At 73.4% G+C, this 25,285-nt stretch carries 21 protein-coding genes; 8 read left to right on the top strand and 13 right to left on the bottom strand.

Annotated features, from left to right (window positions below):
• Positions 1–51: 51 nt before the first annotated feature.
• Both ACFV9Q_RS15820 and ACFV9Q_RS15815 read right to left on the bottom strand, forming a co-directional pair.
• The gene (locus ACFV9Q_RS15820; protein ID WP_377231034.1) at positions 52–675 is read right to left on the bottom strand and encodes a trimeric intracellular cation channel family protein; all 624 of its coding nucleotides are present in this window, start codon (positions 673–675) and stop codon (positions 52–54) included.
• Positions 676–722: 47 nt separating this feature from the next.
• The gene (locus ACFV9Q_RS15815; protein ID WP_377235188.1) at positions 723–998 is read right to left on the bottom strand and encodes a helix-turn-helix domain-containing protein; all 276 of its coding nucleotides are present in this window, start codon (positions 996–998) and stop codon (positions 723–725) included.
• Between the two features lie 66 nt (positions 999–1,064).
• Between ACFV9Q_RS15815 and map the strand changes: the two genes are divergently transcribed.
• Positions 1,065–1,841, top strand: coding sequence for a type I methionyl aminopeptidase (map, locus tag ACFV9Q_RS15810; RefSeq protein ID WP_377235187.1), 777 nt, complete (start codon positions 1,065–1,067; stop codon positions 1,839–1,841).
• Here map and ACFV9Q_RS15805 read toward each other — a convergent pair.
• Entirely contained in the window at positions 1,825–2,871 is a 1,047-nt protein-coding gene (locus ACFV9Q_RS15805; RefSeq protein WP_377235186.1) for an acetylxylan esterase, read from the bottom strand. The two genes, map and ACFV9Q_RS15805, sit on opposite strands and share 17 nt — an antisense overlap.
• A gap of 84 nt (positions 2,872–2,955) precedes the next feature.
• On the opposite strand from ACFV9Q_RS15805, the gene ACFV9Q_RS15800 reads away from it, so the two are divergent.
• The gene (locus tag ACFV9Q_RS15800) at positions 2,956–3,747 is read left to right on the top strand and encodes a DeoR/GlpR family DNA-binding transcription regulator (protein ID WP_377229335.1); all 792 of its coding nucleotides are present in this window, start codon (positions 2,956–2,958) and stop codon (positions 3,745–3,747) included.
• 31 nt (positions 3,748–3,778) lie between these two features.
• Here ACFV9Q_RS15800 and ACFV9Q_RS15795 read toward each other — a convergent pair whose 3' ends face one another.
• The 7 genes from ACFV9Q_RS15795 to ACFV9Q_RS15765 all read right to left on the bottom strand — a co-directional run bounded on the left by ACFV9Q_RS15795 (position 3,779) and on the right by ACFV9Q_RS15765 (position 13,681).
• Positions 3,779–4,633, bottom strand: coding sequence for a LacI family DNA-binding transcriptional regulator (locus ACFV9Q_RS15795; RefSeq protein WP_377235185.1), 855 nt, complete (start codon positions 4,631–4,633; stop codon positions 3,779–3,781).
• 47 nt (positions 4,634–4,680) lie between these two features.
• Positions 4,681–7,059, bottom strand: coding sequence for an FAD-dependent oxidoreductase (locus ACFV9Q_RS15790; RefSeq protein ID WP_377235184.1), 2,379 nt, complete (start codon positions 7,057–7,059; stop codon positions 4,681–4,683).
• Positions 7,056–8,912 carry a BNR-4 repeat-containing protein gene (locus ACFV9Q_RS15785; RefSeq protein ID WP_377235183.1) on the bottom strand — a complete coding sequence of 619 codons (1,857 nt, stop codon included), beginning with the start codon at positions 8,910–8,912 and terminating at the stop codon, positions 7,056–7,058. The genes ACFV9Q_RS15790 and ACFV9Q_RS15785 overlap by 4 nt, the downstream gene beginning before the upstream one ends.
• Positions 8,912–10,225, bottom strand: coding sequence for an extracellular solute-binding protein (locus tag ACFV9Q_RS15780; protein ID WP_377235182.1), 1,314 nt, complete (start codon positions 10,223–10,225; stop codon positions 8,912–8,914). Before ACFV9Q_RS15780 ends, ACFV9Q_RS15785 begins: the two co-directional genes overlap by 1 nt.
• A gap of 78 nt (positions 10,226–10,303) precedes the next feature.
• Positions 10,304–11,242, bottom strand: coding sequence for a carbohydrate ABC transporter permease (locus ACFV9Q_RS15775; RefSeq protein ID WP_377235181.1), 939 nt, complete (start codon positions 11,240–11,242; stop codon positions 10,304–10,306).
• Entirely contained in the window at positions 11,239–12,165 is a 927-nt protein-coding gene (locus ACFV9Q_RS15770; RefSeq protein WP_377229341.1) for a carbohydrate ABC transporter permease, read from the bottom strand. Before ACFV9Q_RS15770 ends, ACFV9Q_RS15775 begins: the two co-directional genes overlap by 4 nt.
• A 217-nt stretch (positions 12,166–12,382) precedes the next feature.
• Complete coding sequence (locus ACFV9Q_RS15765; protein ID WP_377229342.1) at positions 12,383–13,681, bottom strand: cytochrome P450; 1,299 nt, start codon at positions 13,679–13,681, stop codon at positions 12,383–12,385.
• Positions 13,682–13,859: 178 nt separating this feature from the next.
• Here ACFV9Q_RS15765 and ACFV9Q_RS15760 point away from each other — a divergent pair, with 178 nt between their 5' ends.
• Positions 13,860–15,059: a sulfotransferase family protein gene (locus ACFV9Q_RS15760; RefSeq protein ID WP_377235180.1), complete on the top strand. Its 1,200-nt coding sequence runs from the start codon at positions 13,860–13,862 to the stop codon at positions 15,057–15,059.
• Here ACFV9Q_RS15760 and ACFV9Q_RS15755 read toward each other — a convergent pair.
• The gene (locus ACFV9Q_RS15755; RefSeq protein ID WP_377235179.1) at positions 15,029–15,949 is read right to left on the bottom strand and encodes an SDR family oxidoreductase; all 921 of its coding nucleotides are present in this window, start codon (positions 15,947–15,949) and stop codon (positions 15,029–15,031) included. The two genes, ACFV9Q_RS15760 and ACFV9Q_RS15755, sit on opposite strands and share 31 nt — an antisense overlap.
• 146 nt (positions 15,950–16,095) lie before the next feature.
• Between ACFV9Q_RS15755 and ACFV9Q_RS15750 the strand changes: the two genes are divergently transcribed.
• Complete coding sequence (locus ACFV9Q_RS15750) at positions 16,096–16,698, top strand: TetR/AcrR family transcriptional regulator (RefSeq protein ID WP_377235178.1); 603 nt, start codon at positions 16,096–16,098, stop codon at positions 16,696–16,698.
• 60 nt (positions 16,699–16,758) lie between these two features.
• On the opposite strand, the gene serA is transcribed toward ACFV9Q_RS15750, so the two are convergent.
• Entirely contained in the window at positions 16,759–17,997 is a 1,239-nt protein-coding gene (gene serA, locus ACFV9Q_RS15745) for a phosphoglycerate dehydrogenase (protein WP_377229346.1), read from the bottom strand.
• Positions 17,998–18,110: 113 nt separating this feature from the next.
• Positions 18,111–20,381, bottom strand: a complete 2,271-nt coding sequence (locus tag ACFV9Q_RS15740) for a HelD family protein (RefSeq protein WP_377235177.1) — start codon at positions 20,379–20,381, stop codon at positions 18,111–18,113.
• 142 nt (positions 20,382–20,523) lie between these two features.
• On the opposite strand from ACFV9Q_RS15740, the gene ACFV9Q_RS15735 reads away from it, so the two are divergent.
• The 4 genes from ACFV9Q_RS15735 to ACFV9Q_RS15720 all read left to right on the top strand — a co-directional run bounded on the left by ACFV9Q_RS15735 (position 20,524) and on the right by ACFV9Q_RS15720 (position 25,129).
• Positions 20,524–21,903, top strand: coding sequence for a PP2C family protein-serine/threonine phosphatase (locus ACFV9Q_RS15735; RefSeq protein WP_377235176.1), 1,380 nt, complete (start codon positions 20,524–20,526; stop codon positions 21,901–21,903).
• Complete coding sequence (locus tag ACFV9Q_RS15730; protein ID WP_377235175.1) at positions 21,900–23,549, top strand: ATP-binding protein; 1,650 nt, start codon at positions 21,900–21,902, stop codon at positions 23,547–23,549. Before ACFV9Q_RS15735 ends, ACFV9Q_RS15730 begins: the two co-directional genes overlap by 4 nt.
• Before the next feature lie 106 nt (positions 23,550–23,655).
• A complete protein-coding gene (locus ACFV9Q_RS15725; RefSeq protein ID WP_285101664.1) occupies positions 23,656–24,075 on the top strand; it encodes a response regulator in 420 nt (139 codons plus the stop codon).
• 124 nt (positions 24,076–24,199) lie between these two features.
• Positions 24,200–25,129: a proteasome assembly chaperone family protein gene (locus tag ACFV9Q_RS15720; protein WP_377231353.1), complete on the top strand. Its 930-nt coding sequence runs from the start codon at positions 24,200–24,202 to the stop codon at positions 25,127–25,129.
• The last annotated feature ends 156 nt before the right edge of the window (positions 25,130–25,285 follow it).

Here is a 25,285-nt window from a genome sequence, read left to right as displayed (position 1 = left end):
GCCCTCCTGACGACCCGGGCCCAGGCGACCCGGGCCCAGGCGGCCCGGGCGTCAGGCCGTGCCCGGGCTGCCGGCCGGCGGCGCCTGCCAGCGGTAGCGCAGGGAGACCATCCGCAGCGCGAACACCAGCGCGGCCACGGCCGAGCCCGTGCCGATGTTGAACCAGTCCGCCCACACCAGCGCACTGGTCAGCGCGGCCCCGAGCAGCGCCGGGATGGCGTACAGGCCGCGGGCGCGGAAGATCTGCGGCACGTCGTTGGCGATGACGTCGCGGATGACGCCGCCGCCCACCGCCGTCACCAGGCCGAGGATCGCGGAAGCCACCGGGTTCATGCCCGCGGCCAGCGAGACGAGGGTGCCGGTGACCGCGAAGAGCGCCATGCCGGCGGCGTCGAACGTGATCAGCAGGTCGTGGAAGCGCCGCACGACGTGCGCGAAGAAGTACACGACCACCGCGGCGACCACGGGCGGGACCAGGTAGACGGGCGAGTCGAAGGCCCGCGGCACGCCGACGTCGAGGATCACGTCGCGCAGGATGCCGCCGCCCAGGCCGACGCAGGTGCCGAGCAGCAGCGACCCGACGATGTCGAACTGGCGCTGGGCGGCGAGCAGCGAGCCCGACACGGCGAAGAAGAAGACGCCCAGGAGGTCCCCGGCGAGCTGCGTCCACTCCACGTCAGGTTCCTTCCGGTTGCCATGAGACCAGCGCCTTGCCGGCGGAGCTAGGAGGCAAGGCCGTTGCGGGTGGTCACGTCTGGCCGGCTGATCTCTGCCCACACCTCGTCGAGGGACAGGCCCAGCACGTCGGCGATCGCCGCGATGGTCGGGAAGGCGGGCGTGGCCACCCGGCCTGACTCGATCTTGCGCAGGGTCTCGGGGGAGACGCGGGCGTCGAGCGCGGTCTCCAGCATCGAGCGGTCCCCGCGGGCGCGGCGCAGGAGGGCGCCGAGGCGCTGTCCGCGCTCGACGTCGGCGGGGGTGAGCGGCAGCCTGACCATGACCCAATACTAATACCGGGATAACATGGCCGGGATAGTTATTGGTAGGCACGCGAAGGGCACCCCATGATCGAGATCCTCAACCCCACCGAGCTGGCCCGCGCCAGGGAGTCGGGCGCGCTGGTCGCCGGCATCCTGCACACGCTGCGGGACCGCGCCACGGCCGGCACCAACCTCCTGGACATCGACCGGTGGACCCGGGAGATGATCGCCGCGGCCGGGGCGCAGTCCTGCTACGTCGACTACGCGCCGTCCTTCGGCCGCGGGCCGTTCGGCCACTATATCTGCACGGCCGTGAACGACGCCGTCCTGCACGGGATGCCCTACGACTACCGGCTCGCCGACGGCGACCTGCTGACGCTCGACCTGGCCGTGTCCCTGGACGGGATCGCCGCGGACTCCGCGATCAGCTTCGTGGTGGGCGGGGACCGGGCGGCCGACGCCGGGAGCGGCGCGCTCATCGAGGTGACCGAGCGCGCGCTGGCCGCGGGCATCGCCGCCGCCGGGCCGGGGGCACGCATCGGCGACCTGTCGCACGCCATCGGCACCGTGCTCGGCGGGGCGGGCTATCCGATCAACACCGAGTTCGGCGGGCACGGCATCGGGTCGACCATGCACCAGGACCCGCACGTCGCGAACACCGGGCGGCCCGGCCGCGGCTACCGGCTGCGCCCGGGGCTGCTGCTCGCGCTGGAGCCGTGGGTCATGGCGGACACCGACGAGCTGGTGACCGACGCCGACGGCTGGACCCTGCGCAGCGTGACCGGCTGCCGTACGGCGCACAGCGAGCACACCATCGCCATCACCGACGACGGGGCGGAGATCCTCACCCTGCCGCGGTAGCCGCCCCCGCCACAGCCGACCGGATGTGCTCCCGCGTGGCCGCGAACGCCGTCGCCAGCTCGCGCGCCATGCCCGGGTAGTCGGCGTGCCCGGCCGTGTGCACGGCGAGCTCCAGCCGCGAGCCACCTGCGCGCCCCACCGCGTTGGCCACGGCGAACTGCCCAGGCGGCGGCACGTGCACGTCCCAGAGGGCGCACTCGACACGGGTCGGGACCCGCAGGTGCCCGGCCGCGACGGACGCGTCGTGGAACGCCAGCACCTCGCGGGCCTCCGGGTGGTCGGCGACGTGGTGGCGCACTGCCTCGCCGCTGCCGGTGCAGCGCAGGCGCAGGCGCAGGTCGTGCTGGCCGAAGGTCGGCACCTCCAGCGTCGCCCCGACGAACCGGTCGTCCCACGGCACGGCCAGCGCGCCGATCCCGCCGCCGAAGCTCGTGCCGACGAAGTACAGCGGCAGCTCCCCGAGGGCGGCGTCGCGCCCCGCCAGCACGTCGAGCAGGGCGGTCGCCGCGTGCCACAGGTCCACGGCGCTGCGGCCCACGGTGTAGGTCGCGACGGACTCGATGCCGTGCAGCACGTGCCGCGCGCTGGTGTCCGGGGCGCCGACGCCGGTGTTCAGCGCGCCGAGGCCCCGCGCGACGGGAAAGATGACGGCGGCGTCGCGCGGCACCCGCTCGAAGCTCGGCGCCTGCCGGCCGCCGTACCCGTGGCTGTGCACCACGCCCACCCGGGGCGGCCCGTCGAGCGGGAGCGCTACCCAGGCGCGCAGCCGCAGGCCGCCGTCGGCCGTGAACGTCACGACCGACACGTCGTGCGCGCCGTGCCGCCCCTGCGGTTCGAGCACCACCTCGGCCCGGACCTCCCGCGCCCGCTCGTACCAGGAGCTCCACAGGTCCGCGTACCCGTCGGGCTCGGCGGCGGGCGCCACGCCGAGCAGCGCGGCGCGGTCGTACCCGTAGGTCCCGTCGATCGGGCTGCCGGGAAACCACCGGTCGTAGGGGCTGGGCAGGGGCGGGAGCGCGGGATCGGTCACGGCGGGGTTCCTTCGTCAGGGCGCGGGTCGGCGGCGCGGCGCGTGGCTCGTGGCACACTGAGCCGGTCGTCGAAAGGGGTAGGTGTGCTGGTCGCAGAGCGCAGGGCGCGGATCGTCGACGAGGTGGCGCGCCGCGGTGCCGCGAGCATCGCCGAGCTCGCGGACGAGCTCGGGGTGAGCGCCATGACCGTGCGCCGCGACATCGAGGTGCTCGCGGACCACGGCCGGCTCGACAAGGTGCGCGGCGGCGCCACGGCGCGGCAGACCGACACGACGCGGCAGGACCGCACCTTCGTGACGCGCATGCACCGCCAGGTCGCGGAGAAGCGCGCCATCGCACAGCACGCCGCGGCGTGGGTGGAGCCCGGCATGGCGGTCGGCCTGTCCGGCGGCACGACGGCGTGGGTGCTGGCCCAGGAGCTGCGCGAGGTCCCGGAGCTCACCGTGGTGACCAACTCCCTGCCGGTGGCCGAGGTCTTCCGGCGTCCGGACCGCTCCGACGAGCCGTACACCCAGTCCGTGGTGCTGACCGGCGGCGTGCGGACGCCGTCGGACTCCCTGGTGGGACCGGTCGCCGTGCGCTCGCTGGAGCACCTGCACCTGGACATCGCGTTCCTCGGCGCCCACGGCATCGACCTCCAGGCCGGCCTGACCACGCCCAACCTCCTGGAGGCCGAGACCGACCGCGCGCTGCTCGCGGCGGGCGGCCGGGCCGTGGTGCTGGCCGACCACTCCAAGTGGGGCGTCGTCGGCCTGACCACCGTGGTCGACCTGCGCGACGTCGAGCAGCTCGTCGTGGACGACGGGCTCGACGCGGAGGCGCGCGCGACCCTCGAGGGCCAGGTCGGCGACCTCCAGGTGGTCGCGGTCGGCTGAGCCTGCGTCGGGGCCGGGTTCGGGCCCGCGCTCACCGGGCCGTGCTGGCCCGGGGCACGACGCGCGCCCCGACCACCACGTGCTCGACGGGCAGGTTCGCGCCGGGTGGGGTGGCGATCTGGCGTTCGAGCTCGCTCAGCGCGCGCTCGACCAGGGCCTCCTTGTCCGGGGCGACCGACGTCAGGGCGGGCGCCGTGAAGCGTGCGCCGCGCACGTCGTCGATGCCCACCACGGCGACGTCGTCCGGCACCGTGCGCCCCGCGGCCTGGAGCGCGGCGAGCGCGCCGAAGGCCACGGAGTCGTTGGCGCACACCAGTCCGTCGAACGCGATCCCGCGCCGCACGAGGTCCGCGACCGCGCGCAGGCCCTCGTCCGGGGTGAACGCGTCCACCTGCGCGACCAGGTCGGCGTCCGCCGCCAGCCCGAGGGCCGCCACGGCGTCCCGGTAGCCCGTGTACCGCCGGTCGGCGGCGTCGGACGGGCGCGCGTCCCGCGTGCCGACGTAGGCCACGCGCGCGCAGCCGACCTGCGCGAGGTGCTCCGTCGCCGCGTAGGACGCGGCCCGGTTGTCGATCGTGACGTGCGTGAACGGGCTGACCAGGATGTGCTCGCCCAGCAGCACGAGCGGCCCGGGCGTCGCGCGCCGGGTCAGGTCGGCGACCGACAGCGCGCGCGGGATGTGGATCAGCCCGTCGGTCGGGGGCAGCCCCGTGCCGTTGGCGACGTTTACCTCGCGCTCGTGGTCGCCCGCGGTGAGCTGGATGAGCACCGACAGGCCGCGCTGGTCGGCGCGGCGCACGAGCAGCGCCGTCAGCTCGGCGAAGTACGGCTCCTCCAGGTCCGGCACGGCGAGCGCCACGATGCCGGTGCGCTCTTTCCTGTGCACGACCGACAGCGTAGTGGTGCCGGCCCGCCGTCGGGGCGTCGAAGCCATCATCGCTCCTGCACCCGGAACGCCACGACGCGCGCCTGGGCGGCGCCGTTGGTGGCGCCCACGACGAGACGCGCGGACCGCAGGGGCCCGAGGCCGTCCGGCAGGGGGTGCACGCGCAGCCGCTGCCGGTTGTCGGCCACCGCGGTGACGGTGACCCAGTCCTGGCCGGGCGCGTCGGGCAGCACCTCGACGCGGTAGTCCTTCACCAGGGTCGGCAGCACCTCGTCCGGGGTGCGGTGGTGGTGGAGCGTGTTGAGCTCGACGTCGAGGTCGTCGTCGAACACGATCCGGGCCTCTGCTGCGGTGACGGGCTCGTCCCAGTCGAGGCGCAGCCACTCCTCGCGACCCGCGGACAGCGGCGCGGACGCCCACATGTTCGGCCCGCCGTGGTTGCGGTGGGAGCCCGACGTCGCCCGCTCGGGCGCCAGCGCCCGCGTCTCCGGCGCGCTCCGGAACACCACGGAGCGGCCGCGCAGCGGCTTGGTGGGCCACTGCACGAGCAGCTCGTCGGTGCTGACCTGCACGTTCTGGTCGTCGTTGTCGACGCGGTGCACCAGGGTGAGCACCCCGGGCGGGAGCGGCGCGGTGGTGTGCACGGCGAGGTCGGGGTTGGCCCGGAGCACGACGACGGCGTTCTGCGGGGTCTCCGGGGCGAACGGCACGTGCGCCGTGACCCAGCGGTGGTCGCCCGCGGGCACGGCCACGTCGGTCTTGCCCTCCAGGCGGGCGGGCACCACGTTCTGGAGCCTGCCCGTGGACCACACCTCGACGCTCAGGGTCGTGTCCCGCCGGGCGGAGACCAGCAGGTCCACGCTGTCCAGGCGCGGGTCCACGGGCAGCGCGATGCCGAGGTCGACGTCGAGGTCGTGCACGTCGAAGTCGTCGTAGGGGTCGCCGGTCGAGCCGGCGACGGGGGCGGCGATGCTCGTCGTGGTGCTCGACGCCGTGACGCGGGCGCGCCGCGCCAGGTCGCGCGGGTCGGTGTTCACCACGCCGACGACGGGCGCGTCCCAGGCGAGCAGCGTCTGCCGCAGCTCGTCGAGGTGGTCGGTGTACACGCCGCGCGGCGTGGTGCCGTGCTCGACGCACAGGGCCGCCGCGGTGCCCGCGGCCTGGCCCATCGCCCCGCAGGTGGCCATGACGCGCGCGGCGCCGAACGCGATGTGCGTGGCCGAGACGTCCCGGCCGGCGAAGAGCATGTTCTCCACGTTGACCGAGTACAGGGACCGGTAGGGGATCTCGAAGACGCCGTCGGAGAAGCGCTGGAGCGCGCCCGCGCCCTGCGCGTACATGCCCTGCGCGGGGTGCAGGTCGATGGACCAGCCGCCGAACGCGACGCCGTCGTCGAACCTGGTCTGGTCCACGATGTCGCCCTGGTGCAGCGTGTAGTCGCCCACGAAGCGGCGGTACTCGCGCTTGCCGGGGACGTTCCCGATCCACTCCAGGGTGAGGTTGTCGGCATCGAACTTCCCGGAGTTCTTGATGTGGTCCCAGATGCCGAGGATGACGCCGCGCAGCTCGTCGCGGATCCGCTCGTTGTCGTCGACCGTGTCGAGCTCGCCGCCCCACTCGATCCACCAGTAGTGCGCGCCGGAGTCGCCGCTGCGGATGATGCGGTGCTCGGGGATGGGCGTGCCCGTGATGTCGATGGCGCTCTCGGGCGCCACGTACTTGACCGGGTGCCCGAGGTCCTTCGTGTAGAAGAGGAGCGTGGACCCGAGGAACTCCCGCACGGCCTCCGGCGGCGCCCACTCCTCGCCGAACTCGTCGTGGCTCTCCTTGCCCAGCCGGTACCGGGCGCCCGCGAGGTGCCCCACGAGCCCGTCGCCGGTGCAGTCCAGGAAGACCGGGGCGGTGAACGTCGTGAGGATCTCCGACGCCATGGTCCAGCCGGTCACCGACTCGATGCGCCGGGCGTCGTCCGGGCCCGAGGCGCGCACCTCGCGGACGTCCGTGTTGAGGAAGAGCCGGATGTTCTGCTCGCGCCGCACCGTGTCCAGCACCACGTCGTCCCAGTAGACCGGGTTCCCCTCGGGGTTGCGGTACTGGTTCTCCACGTACATCTCGCCGACGATCCCGGTCTCCCGGGCCCACCGCTGGTTGCCGTGCGCGGTCGCCCCGCACACCCACACCCGCACCTCGGACGACGAGTTGCCGCCGAGCACGGGCCGGTTGTTGATCAGCACGACCTGCCGGCCCATGCGGGCGGCCGCGACGGCGGCACAGACGCCGGCGAGGCCCCCGCCGACGACCACGATGTCGGCTTCTACCGTCTGGGTGCGCATGTTCTCCTTGTTTCCTTTGGTGCTGGTCAGAGTGCTGATCGTGGGTGTGCGGGGCGGGGCGGGCCGGGGTCGCCCCGGCCCGCCGGAGGTCACTCGTCCACGGCGAGCACCTCGACCTCGTAGACGCGGGCGACGTCGGTGGCCGACGCCGACGGGTCGGTGACCAGCAGCCGGACCTGGTCCGCCGTGGCGGCGGGGAACGTGAAGGTCACCGTGCCCTGCGTGTTTCCGGTGACCTGGCCCACGGCGACCCAGCCGGCGGCCGTGTGCAGCTCGACCGAGAAGTCCCGCAGCACGTCGGCCGTACCGGTCGCCCTGCTGTAGCCGCTGCGCACGCGCACCGTGTCGACGGCGGTCGCGGTGCCCCAGTCGGCGGTGAGCACCGGCTGGGCGTCGTCGAGCGCGGAGATCCATCGGCTGGCGTCGGTGCACGAGCCGTCGACGGCGAGCTCGCCGCCCGTGTCGGCGCGCAGCGTCGAGGAGACGGTGACGGCGGCGCCGCGGGCGACGTTCACCCCCGTGGCCTCGCCGCGCAGGCCCGCCACGACCTGGGCCGCCGTGGTGCCGGCCGGTGTGCCGCCGGTGCGGGGGAGCGTGGCGTGGAAGAGCTGCCCGGCGCTCGGGACCGTGACGTAGAGCTGGTCCGTGCCGGTGGACGCCGTCACCGCGCTCAGCCGCTGGGCGCCCGTCCGGGCCTCGCCCACCGTGCCGAACCGCCACGCGCTCTCGCCGCGCACCCGCTCGGCGCGCAGGACGGCGCTCTGCTGGCCCGTGACGCACGAGGTGGTCTCCACCACCGCGTAGACCCGTGTCGTCGCGCCGGCCGACGTCGTCTCGATGGCCGCCGACGTCTCCACGCCCGGCCCGAGCTCCGCCAGGTCGAGCACGGTCTCGCGCTGCCACGCGGCGCCGTCCCAGCGCGCGAACCGCACGTCGTAACCGTCGAACGCCGTGACACCCTCGGTGCGGAACCGGTAGGCGATCCCGTCGAGCTGGTCGCCGTGCACCGACAGCTTCGCGGTCTGCAGCGCGGGCCAGTAGGAGCCGATGTCCTCGCCGTCGACATACGGCTGGTAGACGACGGCGCCCGGCGTGGCAGGCGTGACCGGCGTGGTGAGCGTCGCGCCCGCGACGTCGCGGAACGAGCCGTCCGCCGGGTCGTAGACGGCGTACGAGCCGAGGTGCCGCGACGGGTCGGCGGGCCACGGCCCCCACTCCCACAGCACGTGCACGCGCCCGTCCGTGCCCACCTTGAGGTCGTCCGGGTAGAAGGAGTGCCCCACCGCGTCGGCGACGACGGCGACCCGCGACCACGTGCCGGCCGCGGTGTCGAAGTGGTACAGGTTGCCGGTGCGGGCCTGGCGCTGGTCCGCGCCGGCGCGCGCCATGACGTAGACGTCGCCGTCCGCGCCGCGGGCCGTCACCGGGTAGGTGATGGCCAGGTCCTGGTCCGGCAGCTGCGCCGAGACGTCCACGAGAGACGTGACGTCGCCCGGCGTCGTGGTGCGGAAGTAGTTCCACTGCTCGTGGTGCATCGAGACGAACGCGTGCACGTTGCCCGCGCCGTCCACCACGATCGAGGGCTGGTTGTGCCCGTTGTCGTCCACGAACGTGGCGCACGAGCCGTCGGCGGCCCGCAGGCAGCCGTCGGTCCAGACGCCGTCCGCGCCGCGCGCGGCCACGTGCACCTCGTGCGTCGCGGCCGTGGGGCCGGGCGCGTTGAACGCCACGTAGGTGACGCCGCCCACGACGTCGATCGGCTTCCACCAGCCCGCCTGGTTGGACGAGTCGACCGTGAAGGGCAGCTCGTCGACCTGCGCCGCGTGCCGCGCCGCGGCCGAGTCAACCGGTCCCGCGGCCGACGCCGGCAGGGCCGTGCCGAGCGTCACGGCCGCCGCGAGGGCGGCCGTGACGGCGCGGGGGCCGGGGGTCTGGGGCCGCCGCATCAGTCGACCAGCTTCTGCGCGGCCGCGCCGGCCTTCTCCATCGCGGCCTGCGGCTCCGCGCTGCCCACCAGGACCGCCTGGATCTGCTCGGCGATCACGGTCTCGATCTGGGCGTACTGCGGGTAGACCCAGAACGGGTTGGTGGTGGCGGTGGCGGTGATCCGCTCGGCGAACTGCGCGCCGAACGCGTCGGCCCCCACCTCCGGCAGGGCCAGCGCCGACTCCGTGGCGGGCGGCAGGCCGCGGGCCGCGAAGTACTGCTTGGCCACGTCGACGTCCGACGTCATCCACTTCGCGAAGTCCGCCGCGGTCTCGGCGCCGGCGCCGTCGACCACGACGAGCGCGCCGCCCCACACCAGGGCGCGCGGGGTGTCGCCGGCCGCCAGGACCGGACGCGACCAGGCGGTCAGCTTCTCCGCGAGCTTCTTGTCGGGCGACTCGGTGACGACGGCGTCGCGCCCGACGATCGCGTCGTCGTAGATCGCGGCCCGGCCCTGCGCGAACAGCGACCGGGCGTCGAACCGGTCGACGTCGGGCGCGATGAGGCCCTGGTCGTAGAGCGACTTGTACCAGGTCACGGCCTCGACGCTCGCGGCGTCGCCGATCGTCACCGTGTTGCCGTCCAGCAGCGGGCTGCCGAACGTCTCCATCCAGATCAGCACGTCCTTGAGCTGGGCCGCCTTGGTGGACGCCGCGTACGGGACCACGCCGCCGCCGAGCTTCTTGAGGTCCTTCAGCGCCGACTCGAACTCGTCGATCGTCGTCGGCGGCTCGGCGATCCCGGCCTTCTCCAGCAGCTCGGCGTTGGCGAGCAGCCCGATCGCGCCGATGTTCCACGGCAGGCCGTACTGCACGCCGTCGAACGACGCGGCCTGCAGGCCCGACTTCGTGTAGTCGACCCCCTGGGCCAGCGGGCCGAGGTCCTGCAGCTTGTTCAGCGCGGCCAGCGAGCCGAGCCACGCCACGTCCACGTGCACGGCCCCCGTGACCTGGCCGCCCTTGACCTGCAGCGTGAGCTGGCTGATGTACTCGTTGTACGGGTAGGAGACCTCACGGACCTTGACGTCGTTGTCGGTCGCGTACTGGCCGAGCAGCTCGCGGATCGCGGGCGCCGCCGTCTCCTCCGTGAGCGACCAGGAGGCGAAGCTGAAGTCGGTCCTGGCGCCGGCCACCGCGGTGCTCGCGGCCTCCGGGGCGGCGGGACCGGCCTCGGGGACGCAGGCCGCGAGCGTCAGGGTGCCCGCGCCGAGGCCGAGGAGCTGCAGCAGGCGGCGGCGGGACAGGGTGGTGTCGGTTGCGGGGTAGACAGGCATGGGGATCCTCCACGATGAGGGGTGGGCGAACGAGGGTGCTGACGGGCCGGGACGGGGACGGCGGGGCCGCCCGCGCCGTCAGCCCTTGACCGCGCCGGCGGTGAGGCCGCCGACCAGGTACTTCTGCAGGGCGATGAAGGCGATGGCCACGGGCAGCGAGACCACCAGGGACGCGGCCATGAGCTCCGGCCAGGCGGTGGACGCCTCGCCGACGAACGTGTTGACGAGGCCGGGCGGCAGGGTCTGCTTCTCGGGGCCGGCGAGCGTCAGGGCGAAGATGAAGTCGTTCCAGCCGCGCACGAAGGCGAACAGCCCGGCCGCGATGAGCCCGGGGGCCGACAGCGGGAGGACGATCGAGTGGATGATCCGCAGCCGCGAGGCGCCGTCGACCCGGGCCGCCTCGATGAGCTCGTCGGGGATCGTGTCGAAGAACCCCTTGAGCATCCAGACGCACAGCGGCAGCGTGAACGTGGTGAAGCTCAGGACCAGCGCGGTGTAGGTGTTGAGCAGCCCGTACGCGCTGAACAGCGAGTAGAGCGTCACCAGCAGCAGCGCCTGCGGGAACATCTGCGACGCGAGCACGAAGTACATCAGCGAGCGGCGCCCGCGATAGCGGAACTTCGAGAACGAGTACCCCATGTACGCGGAGACCAGCACGGACAGCACCGCGGTGAGCACCGAGACCAGCAGGCTGTTGCGCAGGTACACGAAGAGCTGCTCGTTGCCGGCGAGCGCGGCGAAGGCGTCGAGCGTCGGCGTCGCGGGGAACAGCCGGGGCGGGTAGGCGAAGACCTGGTCGCGCGGGGTCAGCGCGGTGGCGAGCAGCCAGTAGACGGGCGCCAGGGCGAAGCCGCCGAAGACCACCACGGTGGACCACGCGGCGATGCGCACGCCGCGGCGCTCGGAGCGCAGCGGGCTGCGCCGGACGGCGCGGCGCGGGGGTGTCGCGGCGTCGGCGGCGTCGCCGTCGGACGGCGTGCCGGGGGTGGGCGTGCGGGTCGGCGTCAGCGAGCTCACTTCGCCTCTCCCTTCTCCGAGAAGCGGATGTAGACGACGACGAGGCCCATCAGCAGGACCATCCAGAGCAGGCCGAGCGCACCGGCGTGGCCGAGGTCGAACCCGTGGAAGGCGGTCTCGTAGACGGCGGTGGCGAAGGTCTGGGTGGAGCCGGCCGGACCGCCGCCGGTGAGCACGTAGATGATGTCGAAGTGCTGGAAGTTCCAGATGAGTTCCAGCAGCAGCACCAGGCCGACGATGCCCTTGACCTGCGGCAGCGTGATCGAGAAGAAGCGGCGCACGGTGCCGGCGCCGTCCATCTCCGCGGCCTCGTGCAGCTCGCGCGGCACGGTCTGCAGGCCGGCCAGGAGCATCACCATCATCCAGGGGAAGGACTGCCAGGTCTTGGCCACGATCACCGCCGTCATCGCGGTGCCGGGCTGGGCGAGCCACGGCACGGCGCCGTCGACGAGGCCGAGCGTCTCCAGGAGCGCGTTCAGCACGCCGTAGTTGGCGTTGAAGATCCACATCCACAGGAACGAGACGACGACGCCGGGCACCAGCCAGGGGATGAGCATGAGGCCGCGCAGCACCTTGGCGCCGCGGATGCGGGTGTTCAGGGCGAGGGCCAGCGCGAAGCCGATGACGAACGGGAAGATCGTCGTGCCGACCGTGAACACCAGGGTCTGGCCCAGCAGGCGGGGGAAGTCGCCGGTCAGGACGTCGACGATGTTCTGCAGGCCGACGAACGTGCGGCCCGGGACGACCAGGCTCTGCTCGAAGAACGCGGCGACGAGCGCCGCGACGAGCGGGTAGAGCACCACGCCCAGCAGGAGGGCCCCGCCGGGCAGGAGCAGGAGCAGGGCGAACTGACCGTCGGTGAGCCGCCGTGGTGGCGAATGTGAACTAGTGTTACGAACAGTTTCAAGCTGTGAAGCGGACATCGCTGATGTTCCTCGTCGTCGAGGGCGGGCGGCTGGTGCGACCGCAACAATGGCCGATGCTGTGCGGTTCTGTCAATCAGTGTGCGCGAGCGTTCCACACCGTGGATCGGCAGATGTAACAGAAAATCACACAACCGATCAGAAGTTAAGAGCGCGAAGAAGACCGCCTGGCCGGCTGATCACCGGCCCGACGGGCTGACCTGCGGGTCCGTCCGCGCTACCGGCGCGGCGGCGCCGTCGTCGGGAAGAGGGGCCGCGGCGGCGGGGCCTGCTCGCGCGGCGGGGGGAACGTGACCGGCAGCCGGGCGGGGAACCGCATCCACGGGCTGGTGGCCCACTCGACCTCGTCCGGGTCGCCCACGAGGGTCACCTGGAGGCGCTGCAGCAGCTCGGCGACCGCGATCCGCGAGACCACGCGCCCCAGCCGGGGTGCGGGGCAGCGGTGCGCGCCCGCGCCGAACGACAGGTAGGCGCGGTTGCCGACGGTGTCCCACGGGTCATCGGACTGCACCAGCGGGTCGTGGTTGGCCGCGTGCACGGCGACCACCACCGGGTCGCCCCGCTGGATCAGCTTGTCGTCGATCACCACGTCGCGCACCGCGAACCGCGGCATCAGGTTCGGGTTGGTCGTGGACCGCCACAGCACCTCGTCGAGCGCGTCGTCGATGTGCAGGCGGCCGCCCGAGATCCGGTGCGAGAACCGGGGGTCGCTCAGGACCAGCACGAGGGTCTGGGCGATCCAGGCCATCAGCGACTCGGTCGCCGCGGCGGTGATGGCCGTCAGCGTCTGGGCCCGTTCGAGGTCGGTGTGGAAGTTCTCGTGCACGGACAGGACGCCGGCGATGTCCCGGGTGCCGAGCGCCCGGCTGTGGGCGATGTGCCCGGTCACGATCCCGCGCAGCTCGTCCGTCAGGGCGCGGGTCTCGGCTCCACCCTCGAAGATCGACCGGGTGATCTCCTGCAGGCGCTGCGCCTGGGTGGGCTCCAGCCCGTCCAGCTCGGACAGCACGAGGAACGGCACGACCGCGGCGTACTCGGCGACCAGGTCGGCCCGGCCGCGGTCCTGGAACCGGTCGATGAGCATGCCGCACAGCCTGCGGGTGATCGCGCCGGCCCGGGTCTCGTCGATCTCCTCCAGCGCGTCGTCCACCGGGGGGCGCAGGCGCGCGTGCTTGGGTCCGTCGGCGTCGGCCAGGGTGGGCTTCGGGGCCTTGGCGAGCACGAGGTGCAGCGTCGACTCCGGGCCGAGCGGCGCCTCGGTGTGCCCGCGCCAGATCGAGGGATCCTTGATGAACGTGCGGTCGTCCCGCAGCACGCCGACCGCCGCCGAGTGACCCAGCACCAGCCAGCCGGGCACCCCCGCCTCCAGCTCGACCGGGGCGACCGAGCCCCACCGCTGCCGCAGCCGCTCGTACACGGCGTTCGCGTCGGCTGCGGCCGTGGTCTCCACCAGCAGCGTGCGGTCGGTGACGTCGCCGAGGCGCACCGTTGGGCCCGACGGCGGTGATGCGGTCACGTTTCCCCTCTCGTCGGGGCCTGATCCGGGGTCGTTCGTGACACCGCGCACAAGCCCCCCGCTCGGGATGCTAACCGCGAGCGGTCGGAGATTGCCAGTAGCAATACCGCAGGTCACGATCCGGCAAGGGGCTGCACGGCGCTTGTCGGCGCCCGGCCGCATCGGCAGGATGTGCGCTATGCCCCAGGCCACTCCTCTTCTTCGTATCCTCAACGTGCTGCTCGCCCCCGGCCTGCGCACCCGCAAGGACCCCGACGCCGTCTTCGACGGCCTGCTCGCCGAGGCCCAGCGCGGACGGGTCGCGCTCGGCGCCGACGAGCTCGCGGCGCTCGACAGCCTGCGCCTGCTGCTCGCGGACCACGCCGCCAACCCCGACCTGAGCGCCATGGGCTGGTCCAGCACGCAGGACCAGATCCGGGCCCGCCTGACCAACCGCGCGATCGTGCGCGACCTCCAGGCGAGCCGCCCCGAGGTGAAGGACGAGCCGGTCACCGCGCCGGTGTTCGTCGTCGGGCTGCCGCGCACCGGGACCACCGTGACGTACAACCTGATCGCCCGGCACCCCGGCCACCGCGGCCCCAAGCTGTGGGAGATGGACAACCTGGGCCTGCCGCGTCCCGCGGCGGAGCGCGAGAAGCTGATCGCGCAGGCCCGCAAGCGGTACGCGACCGTGGCCAGGCTCAGCCCCACGTGGGGGCACCTGCACCCGCTGATCGCCGACAGCGAGGAGGAGGACTTCATGCTGCGCGCGCACACCGAGATGTTCGCCACCTGGGGTCCGGCGCCGCGCTACCTCGACTGGGTCGTTGCCGCCGATCTGACGGAGGACTACCGGTTCCTGCACGACGCGCTGCAGATCATGGCCGCCGGCGAGGCACCGGACCGCTGGGTGCTCAAGCACCCCATGGACCTGTGGCGGATGCCGGAGATCCTGCGGGCCTTCCCGGGGGCGCGCTTCGTCTGGACGCACCGCGCCCCCGGTGCCGCCGTCGCCTCTGGCTGCTCCATGGCCGAGGCGACCGAGACGATGTACATCAAGCCCGGCCGCATCGACCTGGAGCGGATCGGCCAGGACTGGCTGAAGATCTCCGCGGACGGGGTGGCGCGCGCGGTCGCGCTGCGCGAGCAGCTGCCCGACGACGCCGTGATCGACGTGGTCTACGACGACCTGATGAAGGACCCCGAGACGGTGGTGCACGGGCTGTTCGAGACCCTGGGCCTGGACTGGGGCGCGGCGGACGACACCAACCTCGCCGCGGCCCTCGACCGCAGCGGCCACCGCCCGCACGCGTACTCGCTGGAGCGGTACGGCCTGGACGAGGCGCAGGTGGCCGACGCGTTCTCGGCCTACAAGATCCCGGCCTCGGTCCTCGGCTGACCGGAGACCAGGAAGTCGGCGACGCCCATGTCCGAGCTGACGGCCCGGGCGGCGTCGTCCGCCGCCCGGCCGGCGGCCTCGACGGCCTGACGCTGGGCCTCCGGCGCGACGACCGTGCGCCACGGCCGGGCGCCCGCGGGCAGCTCGACGAGCCCGACGACGGCGTCGGCGACCGCCCTCGGGTCCTCGCCCGCCTCGGCCTGGCGCCCGGTCAGCTCCGCGACGAAGCGGCCCATGCCGTCGCCGTAGGCCGTCATCCGGTCTGCGTCCGCGGGCGGGGCGGCGTTCGTCCCGATGCTGGTCGGGTAGGGGGCCGGCTCGACCACGACCGACTCGACGCCGAAGGGCGCCAGCTCGTGGCGCCACGCCTCCGTGAGGCTGCCGAGCGCGGCCTTGCTCGCGGCGTACAGGCCGCTGTACGGGAGGGTCACCCGGCTCGAGACCGAGCCGATCTGGACCAGCACCCCGTGACCCTGCTCCCGGAGGTGCGGGAGGGCGGCGCGGTTCACCCGGAGGGCGCCGAGCACGTTGACGTCGAGCTGCCGCTGCGCCTCGTCGGCCGAGAACGCCTCGACGGGCCCGGGGAAGATCGCGCCGGCGTTGTTGACGACCACGTCGATCCGCCCCGCGGTCCGCAGGACGTCGGCGACGGCGCGGTCGGCGGACTCCTGATCCGTCACGTCGAGCTCGACGACCCGGAGGTGCAGCCCTTCCGTGGCCGCGAACGCGGCCAGCTCGGCGGCGGCCCGCTCGTTCCGGCCGCTCACGCCGCGCAGCGCGGCGAACACCTGGTGGCCCCTCCGGGCCAGGGACTCCACGGTCAGGCGGCCGAACCCTGAGCTCGCCCCGGTCACCAGCACCACGCGCGGCTCGGTGGTCACATCGCTCATCAGCATCTCCATCGTCGGTGTCTCCATCACTCAACTGGGGTGGCACCCCAGTTGTCCTCAACATATGGAGGGGCACCCCGTTTGTCAACGAGCGGCCCGGCTACGATGTGGAGGGACACCCCGGTCGATCACTGGTTGGAGCTCGTGTGGCAGACACCGCGGCCGCCTCGGCGGCGCCGGCACGACCGCTGCGGGCCGACGCCCGGCGCAACTACGACCGCATCCTCGCGGCCGCCGAGGCCGAGGTGGCGCGGTCCGGGGCGAACGCGTCGCTCGAGGAGATCGCCCGGCAGGCAGGCGTCGGCTCCGCCACCCTGCACCGCCACTTCCCGACCCGGCAGGCGCTGCTCGAGGAGGTCTTCCACGACCGCGTCGAGGTGCTGTGCGCCCAGGCCCGCGAGCTCGCCACGAGTGACGAGCCCGGTGAGGCGCTCGTGACGTGGCTGCGCGCGGTCGCCGTCTACGGGGCGACCACGCGTGGCCTGGCGGCCTCGCTGATGATGGGGCCGTCGCACCCGCCGTCGGGCAGGGGGTGCGGGGAGATGCTGCTCGACGCCGGCGGCGAGCTGCTGCGGCGCGCCCAGGACGCCGGTGCGGTCCGGCGCGAGACGTCCATGATCGACCTGCTGACGCTCGTCAACGCGGTCTCGCTGGTCACCGAGGGAGACGCCGACGCGGCCGACGAGGCCGTGCGCCTCGTCTCTCTCGCGATCGACGGCGTGCGGCCGCTGCCCGTGCCGTCGGCCTGACCGCTGCCGCCTGTTCCGTCGGCGACTCTTCCGGCGGCGCCAGGGGCGCCGCCGGGGCGATCAGCGGGCGGCCGGGCCCGGCGGGAACTCGGGGCGCTCGAAGGCGTCGCGGATCCGCAGGCGGATGGTCGCGTCCAGGGCCTGGAGCTTCTTCGAGGCGCCCCGCTCGGTCACGTCCGAGATGTCCGTGACCACGTAGCCGATGTCGCCGCGCGTGGCGAGCATCTGGCCCTCGATGTTGGCGCCGTGGTCGGCGAAGATCTGGTTCACGGTGGCCAGCACGCCCGGCACGTTGCGGTGCAGCAGCTTGATGCGGCCCACGCCCGTGTGCTCCAGCTGGAGGTTGGGCAGGTTGACGCTGAGCATCGTCGAGCCGGTCGTCACGTAGTCGCTCAGCTTCTTGGCCACGAACTGGCCGATCGCCTCCTGCGCCTCCTCGGTGGAGCCGCCCACGTGCGGCGTGAGGATCACGTTCGGCAGGCCGCGCAGCACCGACTCGAAGGTGTCGCCGCGCTTCTTGGGCTCCTCCGGGAACACGTCGACCGCGGCGCCCGACAGGTGCCCGGACGTGATGTGCTCGGCCAGCGAGTCGACGTCGACCACGAACCCGCGGCACAGGTTGAGGAAGATCGCGCCCGGCTTCATGCGGGCGAACTGCTTCTCGCCGAACAGCCCGGCGTTGCCGGAGCGGCCGTCCACGTGCAGCGTGACGATGTCGGCGGTCTCCAGGAGCTCGTCCAGCGTCTCCAGGCGGCGCGCGTTGCCCAGCGCCAGCTTCTCCGCGGTGTCGTAGAAGACGACGGACATGCCCAGGTTCTCGGCGAGCACGGAGAGCTGCGAGCCGATGTTGCCGTAGCCGATGATGCCGAGGGTGCGGCCGCGCACCTCGTGCGAGCCGTCCGCCGACTTGTCCCACACGCCCGCGTGCAGGGCGCGGTCGCGCTCCGTCATGCGGCGGGTCAGGGAGATGATCTCCGCGATCGCCAGCTCCACCACGGAGCGGGTGTTGGAGAACGGCGCGTTGAACACCGCGACGCCGCGGTGCGCGGCCGCCGTCAGGTTGATCTGGTTGGTGCCGATGCTGAAGGCGCCGACGCCGACCAGGCTGTCGGACTCGGCCAGCACGCGCGCCGTCACCTCGGTCTTGGACCGGATGCCGAGGAGCTGGACGCCGTCGAGCGCCGCGATGAGCTCGTCCTCGTCGAGCGCTCCCTTGCGGTAGTCGACCTCGTACCCGGCCGACTCGAGGATCGGGACGGAGGTGGGGTGGACGTTCTCGAGGAGAAGGGCTCGCTGCACGCACCCATGGTGCGCCAGGGGGAGCGGTGGCGACAAACGGATCGGGCCCACGTCCCGCCTGCTGGGACGGCAGGTGGGACGCGGGCCGACGGGTCCTCCGCGGCAGGCGCGGGTCAGAACCCTTCGGGCAGGTCGCGCGCGTGCACCACGACGAGGCGCTGCGTGGGTCGGGTCATCGCCACGTACAGGTCGCTGGTCCCGCCGGCGCCCTCGGCGATCGCCGCCGGCTCCACCAGCACCACGGCGTCGAACTCCAGGCCCTTGGTCTCGCGCGGCGCCAGGACGGTCACCTGCGCGTCCTCCGGCCGCTGGGCCGACAGGCGCGCGGCCTCCTCGGCGCCGACGGCCGAGGCCAGCGCCCCGGCCACGGCCTCGGCCAGGCGCGCGACGCCGCCCGCCGGCGCGACGACGGCCACCCGGCCGGCGTCGGGCCCCACCAGCTCCTTGACGAGGGCCAGCGCCTGGGCGACCACGACGCCGTCGTCCGGCAGGCCGTCCGGGCCCGCCGGCGTGGGGACGACGTCGAGGGAGCCCTCGACGTCGCGCGCGGCCCGCAGGTCCGAGACGGGCAGCCGCGCGGCCCGCGCGACCCGCTGGGCGGTGTCGGCCACGGTGGACGGCGTGCGGTAGGAGACCGTGAGCTCCGACAGGCGCCAGCCGTCGCGCAGCAGCGGGGTGAGCATGCGGTCCCAGCTGCGCGCCCCGGCCGCGGACGACGTCTGGGCCACGTCGCCGACGATGGTCATCGACCGCGTCGGCACCCGGCGCACCAGCGCCCGCCAGGCCATGGGGGACAGCTCCTGGGCCTCGTCGACCACCACGTGACCGTACGTCCAGGAGCGGTCGCCGGCGGCGCGCTCCGCCGTCGTCAGGGACGGGCCGCTCGCGGCGAACCGGGAGGCGAGCGTCTCGGCGTCGACCAGGCCGCCGCCCGCGCCGCTCGCGGACAGCACGCTGCGCGCGTACTCGACCTCGCGGGCCTGCTCGGCCTCCCGCAGGCGGGCCTCGGCCAGGGCCACGGAGTCGTCCTCGCCGAGCAGCTCGTACGCCTCGTCCAGGATCGGCACGTCCGACTCCGTCCACGGCGCGCCCGCCTCCCGCACCAGCAGGCGCCGCTCGCGCTCGGACAGCTCCGGCGCGGCCTCGGCCAGCCGGTGCGGCTTGGCGTACAGGTCGGCGACGAGCTTCTCCGGCGTGATCGGCAGCCAGGCGAGGTTGAGCGCCACGCGGACGTCGCGGTCGGAGCGCAGGTCCTCGGTCACCGACGCGCGGTCCTCGGACGACAGCGGGGCGCCGTCGAAGTCGCGGTACTGGTCGGCGAGCCGGCCGAGCATGTCGCGCACGAACGACGCGCGCGCCAGGTTGTGCGGCTTGTGCGTGCGGCGGGCGCGCGCGATCGCGTCGGCGACGTCGCGCGGGCGGATCACGAAGTCGTGCCCCTCGACCCGCACCTCGACGTCGTACCGCGGCACGCGCTCGCGGGCCCGCACGGCCCGGCGGATGACCTTGCGCCACAGCAGCAGGCCCTTGAGCCGGGCCACCTGCCCCTCGTCCACGGCGGTCGCCCGGATCCCCGGGACGAGGTCGCCGATCGTGGTGGACACCACGCCGGTCTCGCCCAGCGAGGGGAGCACCTGGTCGATGTACCGCAGGAACGCGCTCGACGGGCCGACCACCAGCACGCCGGAGCGCTCCAGCAGGCGCCGGTGCGCGTACAGCAGGTACGCCGCGCGGTGCAGCGCCACCGCGGTCTTGCCGGTGCCGGGCCCGCCCTGCACCACCAGCGCGCCGGAGAGGTCGGAGCGGATGATGCGGTCCTGCTCGGCCTGGATGGTCGCGACGATGTCCGTCATCCGGCCGGTGCGGCCCTGGGCCATCGCCGCCAGCAGCGCGCCCTCGCCGGACAGCGCGTCCGCGTCGATGTCGCCGTCGAGGTCCAGGACCTCGTCCTCCAGGCCCGTGACCGCCCGGCCCTTGGTCACCAGGTGCCGCCGCCGCCGCACGTCGCCCGGGTGCAGCGCCGTGGCCCGGTAGAAGGCCTCGGCGGCCGGGGCGCGCCAGTCGGTCAGCATGGACCGGTGCTCGGCGTCGGTCAGCCCGATGCGCCCCACGTACCGGGTCACCGCGCCGTCCTCGGACCCCTCTGCGAGGTCGAGGCGGCCGAAGACCAGGCGGTCCTCGACGGCGTCGAGCTGCGCGGCGCGGTCCTCGTAGAGGGTCGCGAACGCGTCCCGCTCGCTGCGGTTCTGGTGCGTGCCCGTGGAGCCCGCCAGGCGGACGTCCCGCAGCCGGTTCGCGGTGGTGCCGCGCAGGGTGTCCAAGCGGACGTACATCGTGTCGACGACTGCTTGCTCGTGGGCGAGCTCGCCCGCGATTCCCGTCACGCCCTACCTCCGTGTGCCACCAGGGAGCCTCCGTTTTCCACCAGCGCGATCTTTCCGGTCGTAATCAACCGGCCGACCATTATTGCCCACCCGTCGGCCTGTCCGCTGACACGGCGTCATCTCGCTGGATAGGATCGCCGCCATGGCACTGGGCGGGGCGGGATCTGCGAGGCCCGGAGGCGGGTCAGGACCCGAGGCGCGCCCGGCCCGGCTCGACGGCCCCATCTCGGTGCTCCTGGTCGAGGACGACGACGCCGACGCGTTCCTCGTGAGCGAGCTGCTGGCCGACGCGGACGTCGAGGCCGACCTGCGCGCCGACCTGCACCGCGCCCGCTCCGTGGACGAGGCGCTCGGGATCCTGTCCATGGTCTCGGTGGACTGCCTGCTGCTGGACCTGGGCCTGCCCGACGCCGAGGGGCTGGAGGCCCTGCGCCGCGTCATCGAGGGCATCGAGGTGCTGCCCGTGCAGCCCGCCGTCGTGGTGCTCACCGGGAACACGTCGAACGACCTGGGCTCCGCCGCCGTCGCGAACGGCGCCGACGACTACCTGGTCAAGGGCGACGTCGACGGCGACGGGCTCGCCCGCTGCCTGCGCTACGCGACGCTGCGCCGCCGGTCCGCCGCCCAGCAGATCGCGCTGTTCCGCAGCGAGGTGCGCGCGGCCGAGACCACGCGCCTGGAGCGCGCGCTGCTCCCCAAGGAGCTCGTCACCGACGAGCGGGTCTCGGTCATGGTCGGCTACCTGCCGGGCGGCAACGGCCTGCTCGGCGGCGACTTCTTCGACACGGTCGAGCGCCCCGACGGCACCCTGGTCACGGTCATCGGCGACGTCGCCGGGCACGGCCCGGACGAGGCCGCCCTCGGCGCCGCCATGCGGACGGCGTGGCGCACCCTCGTGCTCGCCGACACGCCCGCGGACGACGTCCTGCCCCTGCTGGAGCGCGTCCTCCTGGCCGAGCGCGGCCGTCCCGAGGTGTTCGTCACCATCTGCCAGGCCGTGATCTCGGCGGACCGCACGCACATGGACGTCTACCTCGCCGGGCACCTCCCGCCGCTGCTCGTGGTGCCGCAGGCGGCAGACGGCGAGGCCGCCGCCACCCACAAGTGCGAGGAGCTGCCCTCGTCGGACCGCGGCCGCGCGCTCGGCATCCCCGTCGAGGGCACCTGGACCGCGCACCGCGTGCGCCTGCCGGAGGTGTGGACCGCGGTGCTCTACACCGACGGGCTCGTGGAGGCGGCCGTCGGCGCCGACCCCGGCGGCACGCCCGTCCTGCCGCCCAGCGCCCACGGCCGGATGCCGCGCCTCGGCGCGCACGGCCTGCGCAGCGTCGTCGAGCACGAGATGGACCAGGGCACCGACGAGGTGGTGACCCGCGTGCTGCGCCGGGTGCGCGCGCTGCACGGCGGCCCCCTGGTGGACGACGCCGCGCTGCTCTTCGTCGGCTGGGCCGGCGCCGGCGCCACCGAGCCCGGTGAACGCACCTCGACCCTGGCCGACTCGGTGGAGTGGTCGCGGGCATGACTCTGGTGCCGGACGAGCACCGGTTCACCGGTGTGTCGATGCGTCGTCGCCTCGCGCGGCTGCTCGGCGCGGTCGCGGCCATGCTCGTGCTGGCGCTCGCCGTCGCGGTGCTCGCCCTGGTCCAGTCCCGCGGCCTGGACGCCCGGGCCGACGGCCCGTACTACCGGGCCCTGGTCGACGGCGAGCGGGCCTCCCTGGCGCTGGCCGACGCCGACTCGTCGCTGCGCGCCTACCGCGCCACCTGCGACGAGGCCGCGCTCGAGCCCTGGACGCGCGCCGTCGGGTCGACCGGCCGCATCATGCTCCTGGGCGACGTCGAGCGGCGCGCCCTGCAGTCGGACGCCGAGGTGGCGCTGGCCTACGAGGAGGCGGTGCGGCGCACCGACGCCTGGTTCGACGAGTACGCCGAACCGGTGGTGGCGGCCGTCGAGGCGGCGCCGCCGGGCCAGGTGGACTGCCGCATGGAACTGCTCAGGACGGCCCCGCCCACCGTCGAGGGCGACGCTCTGTACGCGGCCGCCAACGCCGCCGTCGTCCACTACCTGGCCGAGCTCGGGGCGCAGCGGGACGCGATCGTGGAGACCCGGACCGTCTGGGAGCGGCTGCTGCTGGGGGCGGTGGCGACGCTCGTGCTCGTGGTCGTGCTGATGGGCACGATGATGTGGCTCGCCCTGGAGTCCTGGGTGATCCGGCCGCTGACCGAGCTGACGGCCGCCGTCCGGGTGGTGAGCAGCGGGGTGCTCGGGCGCGAGATCCGGCCCGCCGGCACGGGCGAGGTGGCCCTGCTCGCCATGCACGTGGAGACGATGCGCCGCGAGCTGGTGCACCAGGTGGAGGAGATCCGCCTGTCGCACCAGGAGGTGGAGAACGCGCACACGCTGCTCAGCGAGCAGGCGCGCGAGCTGGAGCGGTCCAACCGCGACCTGGAGCAGTTCGCCTACGTGGCCTCGCACGACCTCCAGGAGCCGCTGCGCAAGGTCGCGAGCTTCACGCAGCTCCTGCAGAAGCGGTACGGCGGGTCGCTCGACGAGCGCGCCGACCAGTACATCGAGTTCGCCGTGGACGGCGCCAAGCGCATGCAGCGGCTCATCCAGGACCTCCTGAGCTTCTCGCGCGTGGGCCGCACGGGCGTGCCGCGCGAGGACGTGGAGCTGGAGGGCGTGCTCACGGCGGCGTTGTCCGAGCTGTCTGAGCGGATCGAGGAGTCGGGGGCCGAGATCGTCCACGACCCGATGCCCGTGGTGCACGGCGAGCGGGCCCTGCTGCAGCAGATCTTCGTGAACCTGATCGGCAACTCGCTCAAGTTCCGCGACCCGGAGCGCACGCCGAACGTGCGGATCGAGGTGCGCAGCATGCGGGCGCACTGGGAGATCTCGGTGGTGGACAACGGCATCGGCATCGACGCCCAGTACGCGGAGCGGGTGTTCGTCATCTTCCAGCGCCTGCACTCGCGCGAGCAGTACGCGGGCACCGGCATCGGCCTCTCGCTGGTCAAACGGATCGTGGAGTACCACAAGGGCCGCATCTGGATCGAGCCGGCGGACGGCGGCGGCACCATCGTGCGGTTCACCCTGGCCCGGCGGCAGGGGCAACCTGCCACGGGGCGCCTTTCGACCGAACGGGCCCAGTCGACTACGCTTCAATGAAGCGGCCTGACCAGGGCCGACGGCGGGGCGCGACGAAGGGGCCCGCCGGTGAGGACTCCATGGGACAGGTACGGGCCGGGTGGTCAACGTGAGCGGTCAGAAGGTGATGGAGATCCTCCTCGTGGAGGACGATCCGGGCGACGTCCTGATGACGCGCGAGGCGTTCGAGGATCACCGCGTCGCCAACAACGTCTCCGTGGTCGGCGACGGCGTGAGCGCGCTGGAGTTCCTGCGCAAGCAGGGGCAGTACGCCAAGGTGCCGACGCCTGACCTGGTGCTGCTCGACCTCAACCTGCCGAAGATGGACGGCCTCGAGGTGCTCGCCGTCGCCAAGGGCGACCCGATGCTGCGGCACATCCCCGTGGTGGTGCTGACCACGTCGGACGCCCAGGAGGACGTGGTGGGCTCCTACTCCCTGCACGCCAACGCGTACGTGACCAAGCCGGTGGACTTCGACCGGTTCATCGACGTGGTGCGCCAGATCGACGACTTCTTCGTGTCCGTGGTGCGCCTGCCCGGCAGGTGAGGTCGAACTGCTCGCGACGCTCTGGGCGTAACGGGAAGACACCCGGCCGTCCCGACGTTGGACCAGAGCAGACACCCTTTCGGATCGGGTGATCGGCAGTACTCCGACGAGCGAGGGAGCGCACGTGCTAGACCCCCAGGGCATCTACGACGTCGACGAGGCAGCGGTGGAGCGCACGCTGGGTCGCAGCGTGCCCGGCAGCTCCGACGGGCCCGTCCTGCTGCACGCCGTCCGCGGGTTCGTGGACGCCGGCAGCGCGGGCGACCTCGCCGTCGAGCACCTGATCGACGAGTTCCGCGTGGAGCGTCTGGTGACGTTCGACGTCGACCAGCTGCTCGACTACCGCTCCAAGCGGGCGACCATGACCTTCGACTCCGACCGGTGGGCCGACTACCAGGCCCCCTACCTCGCGGTCGACCACCTGACCGACGCCGAGGGCACGGGCTTCCTGCTGCTGCACGGCGCCGAGCCGGACCTGCAGTGGGAACGCGTCGTGGCCGGGCTGATCCAGCTCGTCGAGCGGTTCGGCGTGAGCCTCGTCGTGGGCATCCAGGGCATCCCGATGGGGCTGCCCCACACCCGCCCGCTGTCCCTGACGGCGCACGCCACCCGGCCCGGGCTGGTCGACGACTACACGTCGTGGTTCGGCAGCGTGAAGGTGCCGGGCTCGCTGTCCGCGCTCCTCGAGTACCGCCTCGGTGAGGCGGGGCACGACGCGCTCGGCTTCACGGTCCACGTGCCGCACTACCTGGCGCAGTCGCAGTACCCGCCGGCCACGGTGGTCGCGCTGCACCACACGGAGCGGGCGACCGGGCTCGACCTGGCCGTCGCCGGCCTCGAGGAGGCCGCGACGGACGCCAAGATCGAGGTGGAGAAGCAGGTCGCGGAGTCGACCGAGATCGCCGCCGTCGTCAAGGCGCTGGAGGAGCAGTACGACGCCTTCGCCCGGTCTATCGGCCGGCCGAGCCTGCTCGCGGAGACCACGCCGATCCCGAGCGCGGAGGAGCTGGGCGCGGAGTTCGAGCGGTTCCTCGCACAGCAGAACGGCGACTGACGCCCGCTCCTGCCCTTGTGCCCGCCAGGTCGGCAGCCTCATGGCGCTGGTCGGGCGAGATCGGCAGTCTGCCGACCTCGGTCCGCGAGGTCGGCAGCCCCCTGACCCCGGCCGGCCAGGTCGGCACTTTGCGTCGAGGTCGGCACAGCCCTGTGC

It is taken from the genome of Promicromonospora sp. NPDC059942 (genome assembly GCF_042731755.1).
Taxonomy (GTDB): domain Bacteria; phylum Actinomycetota; class Actinomycetes; order Actinomycetales; family Cellulomonadaceae; genus Promicromonospora.
Note: the sequence above shows the minus strand (reverse complement) of the source record. Positions and strands in the feature narration are given on the sequence as shown.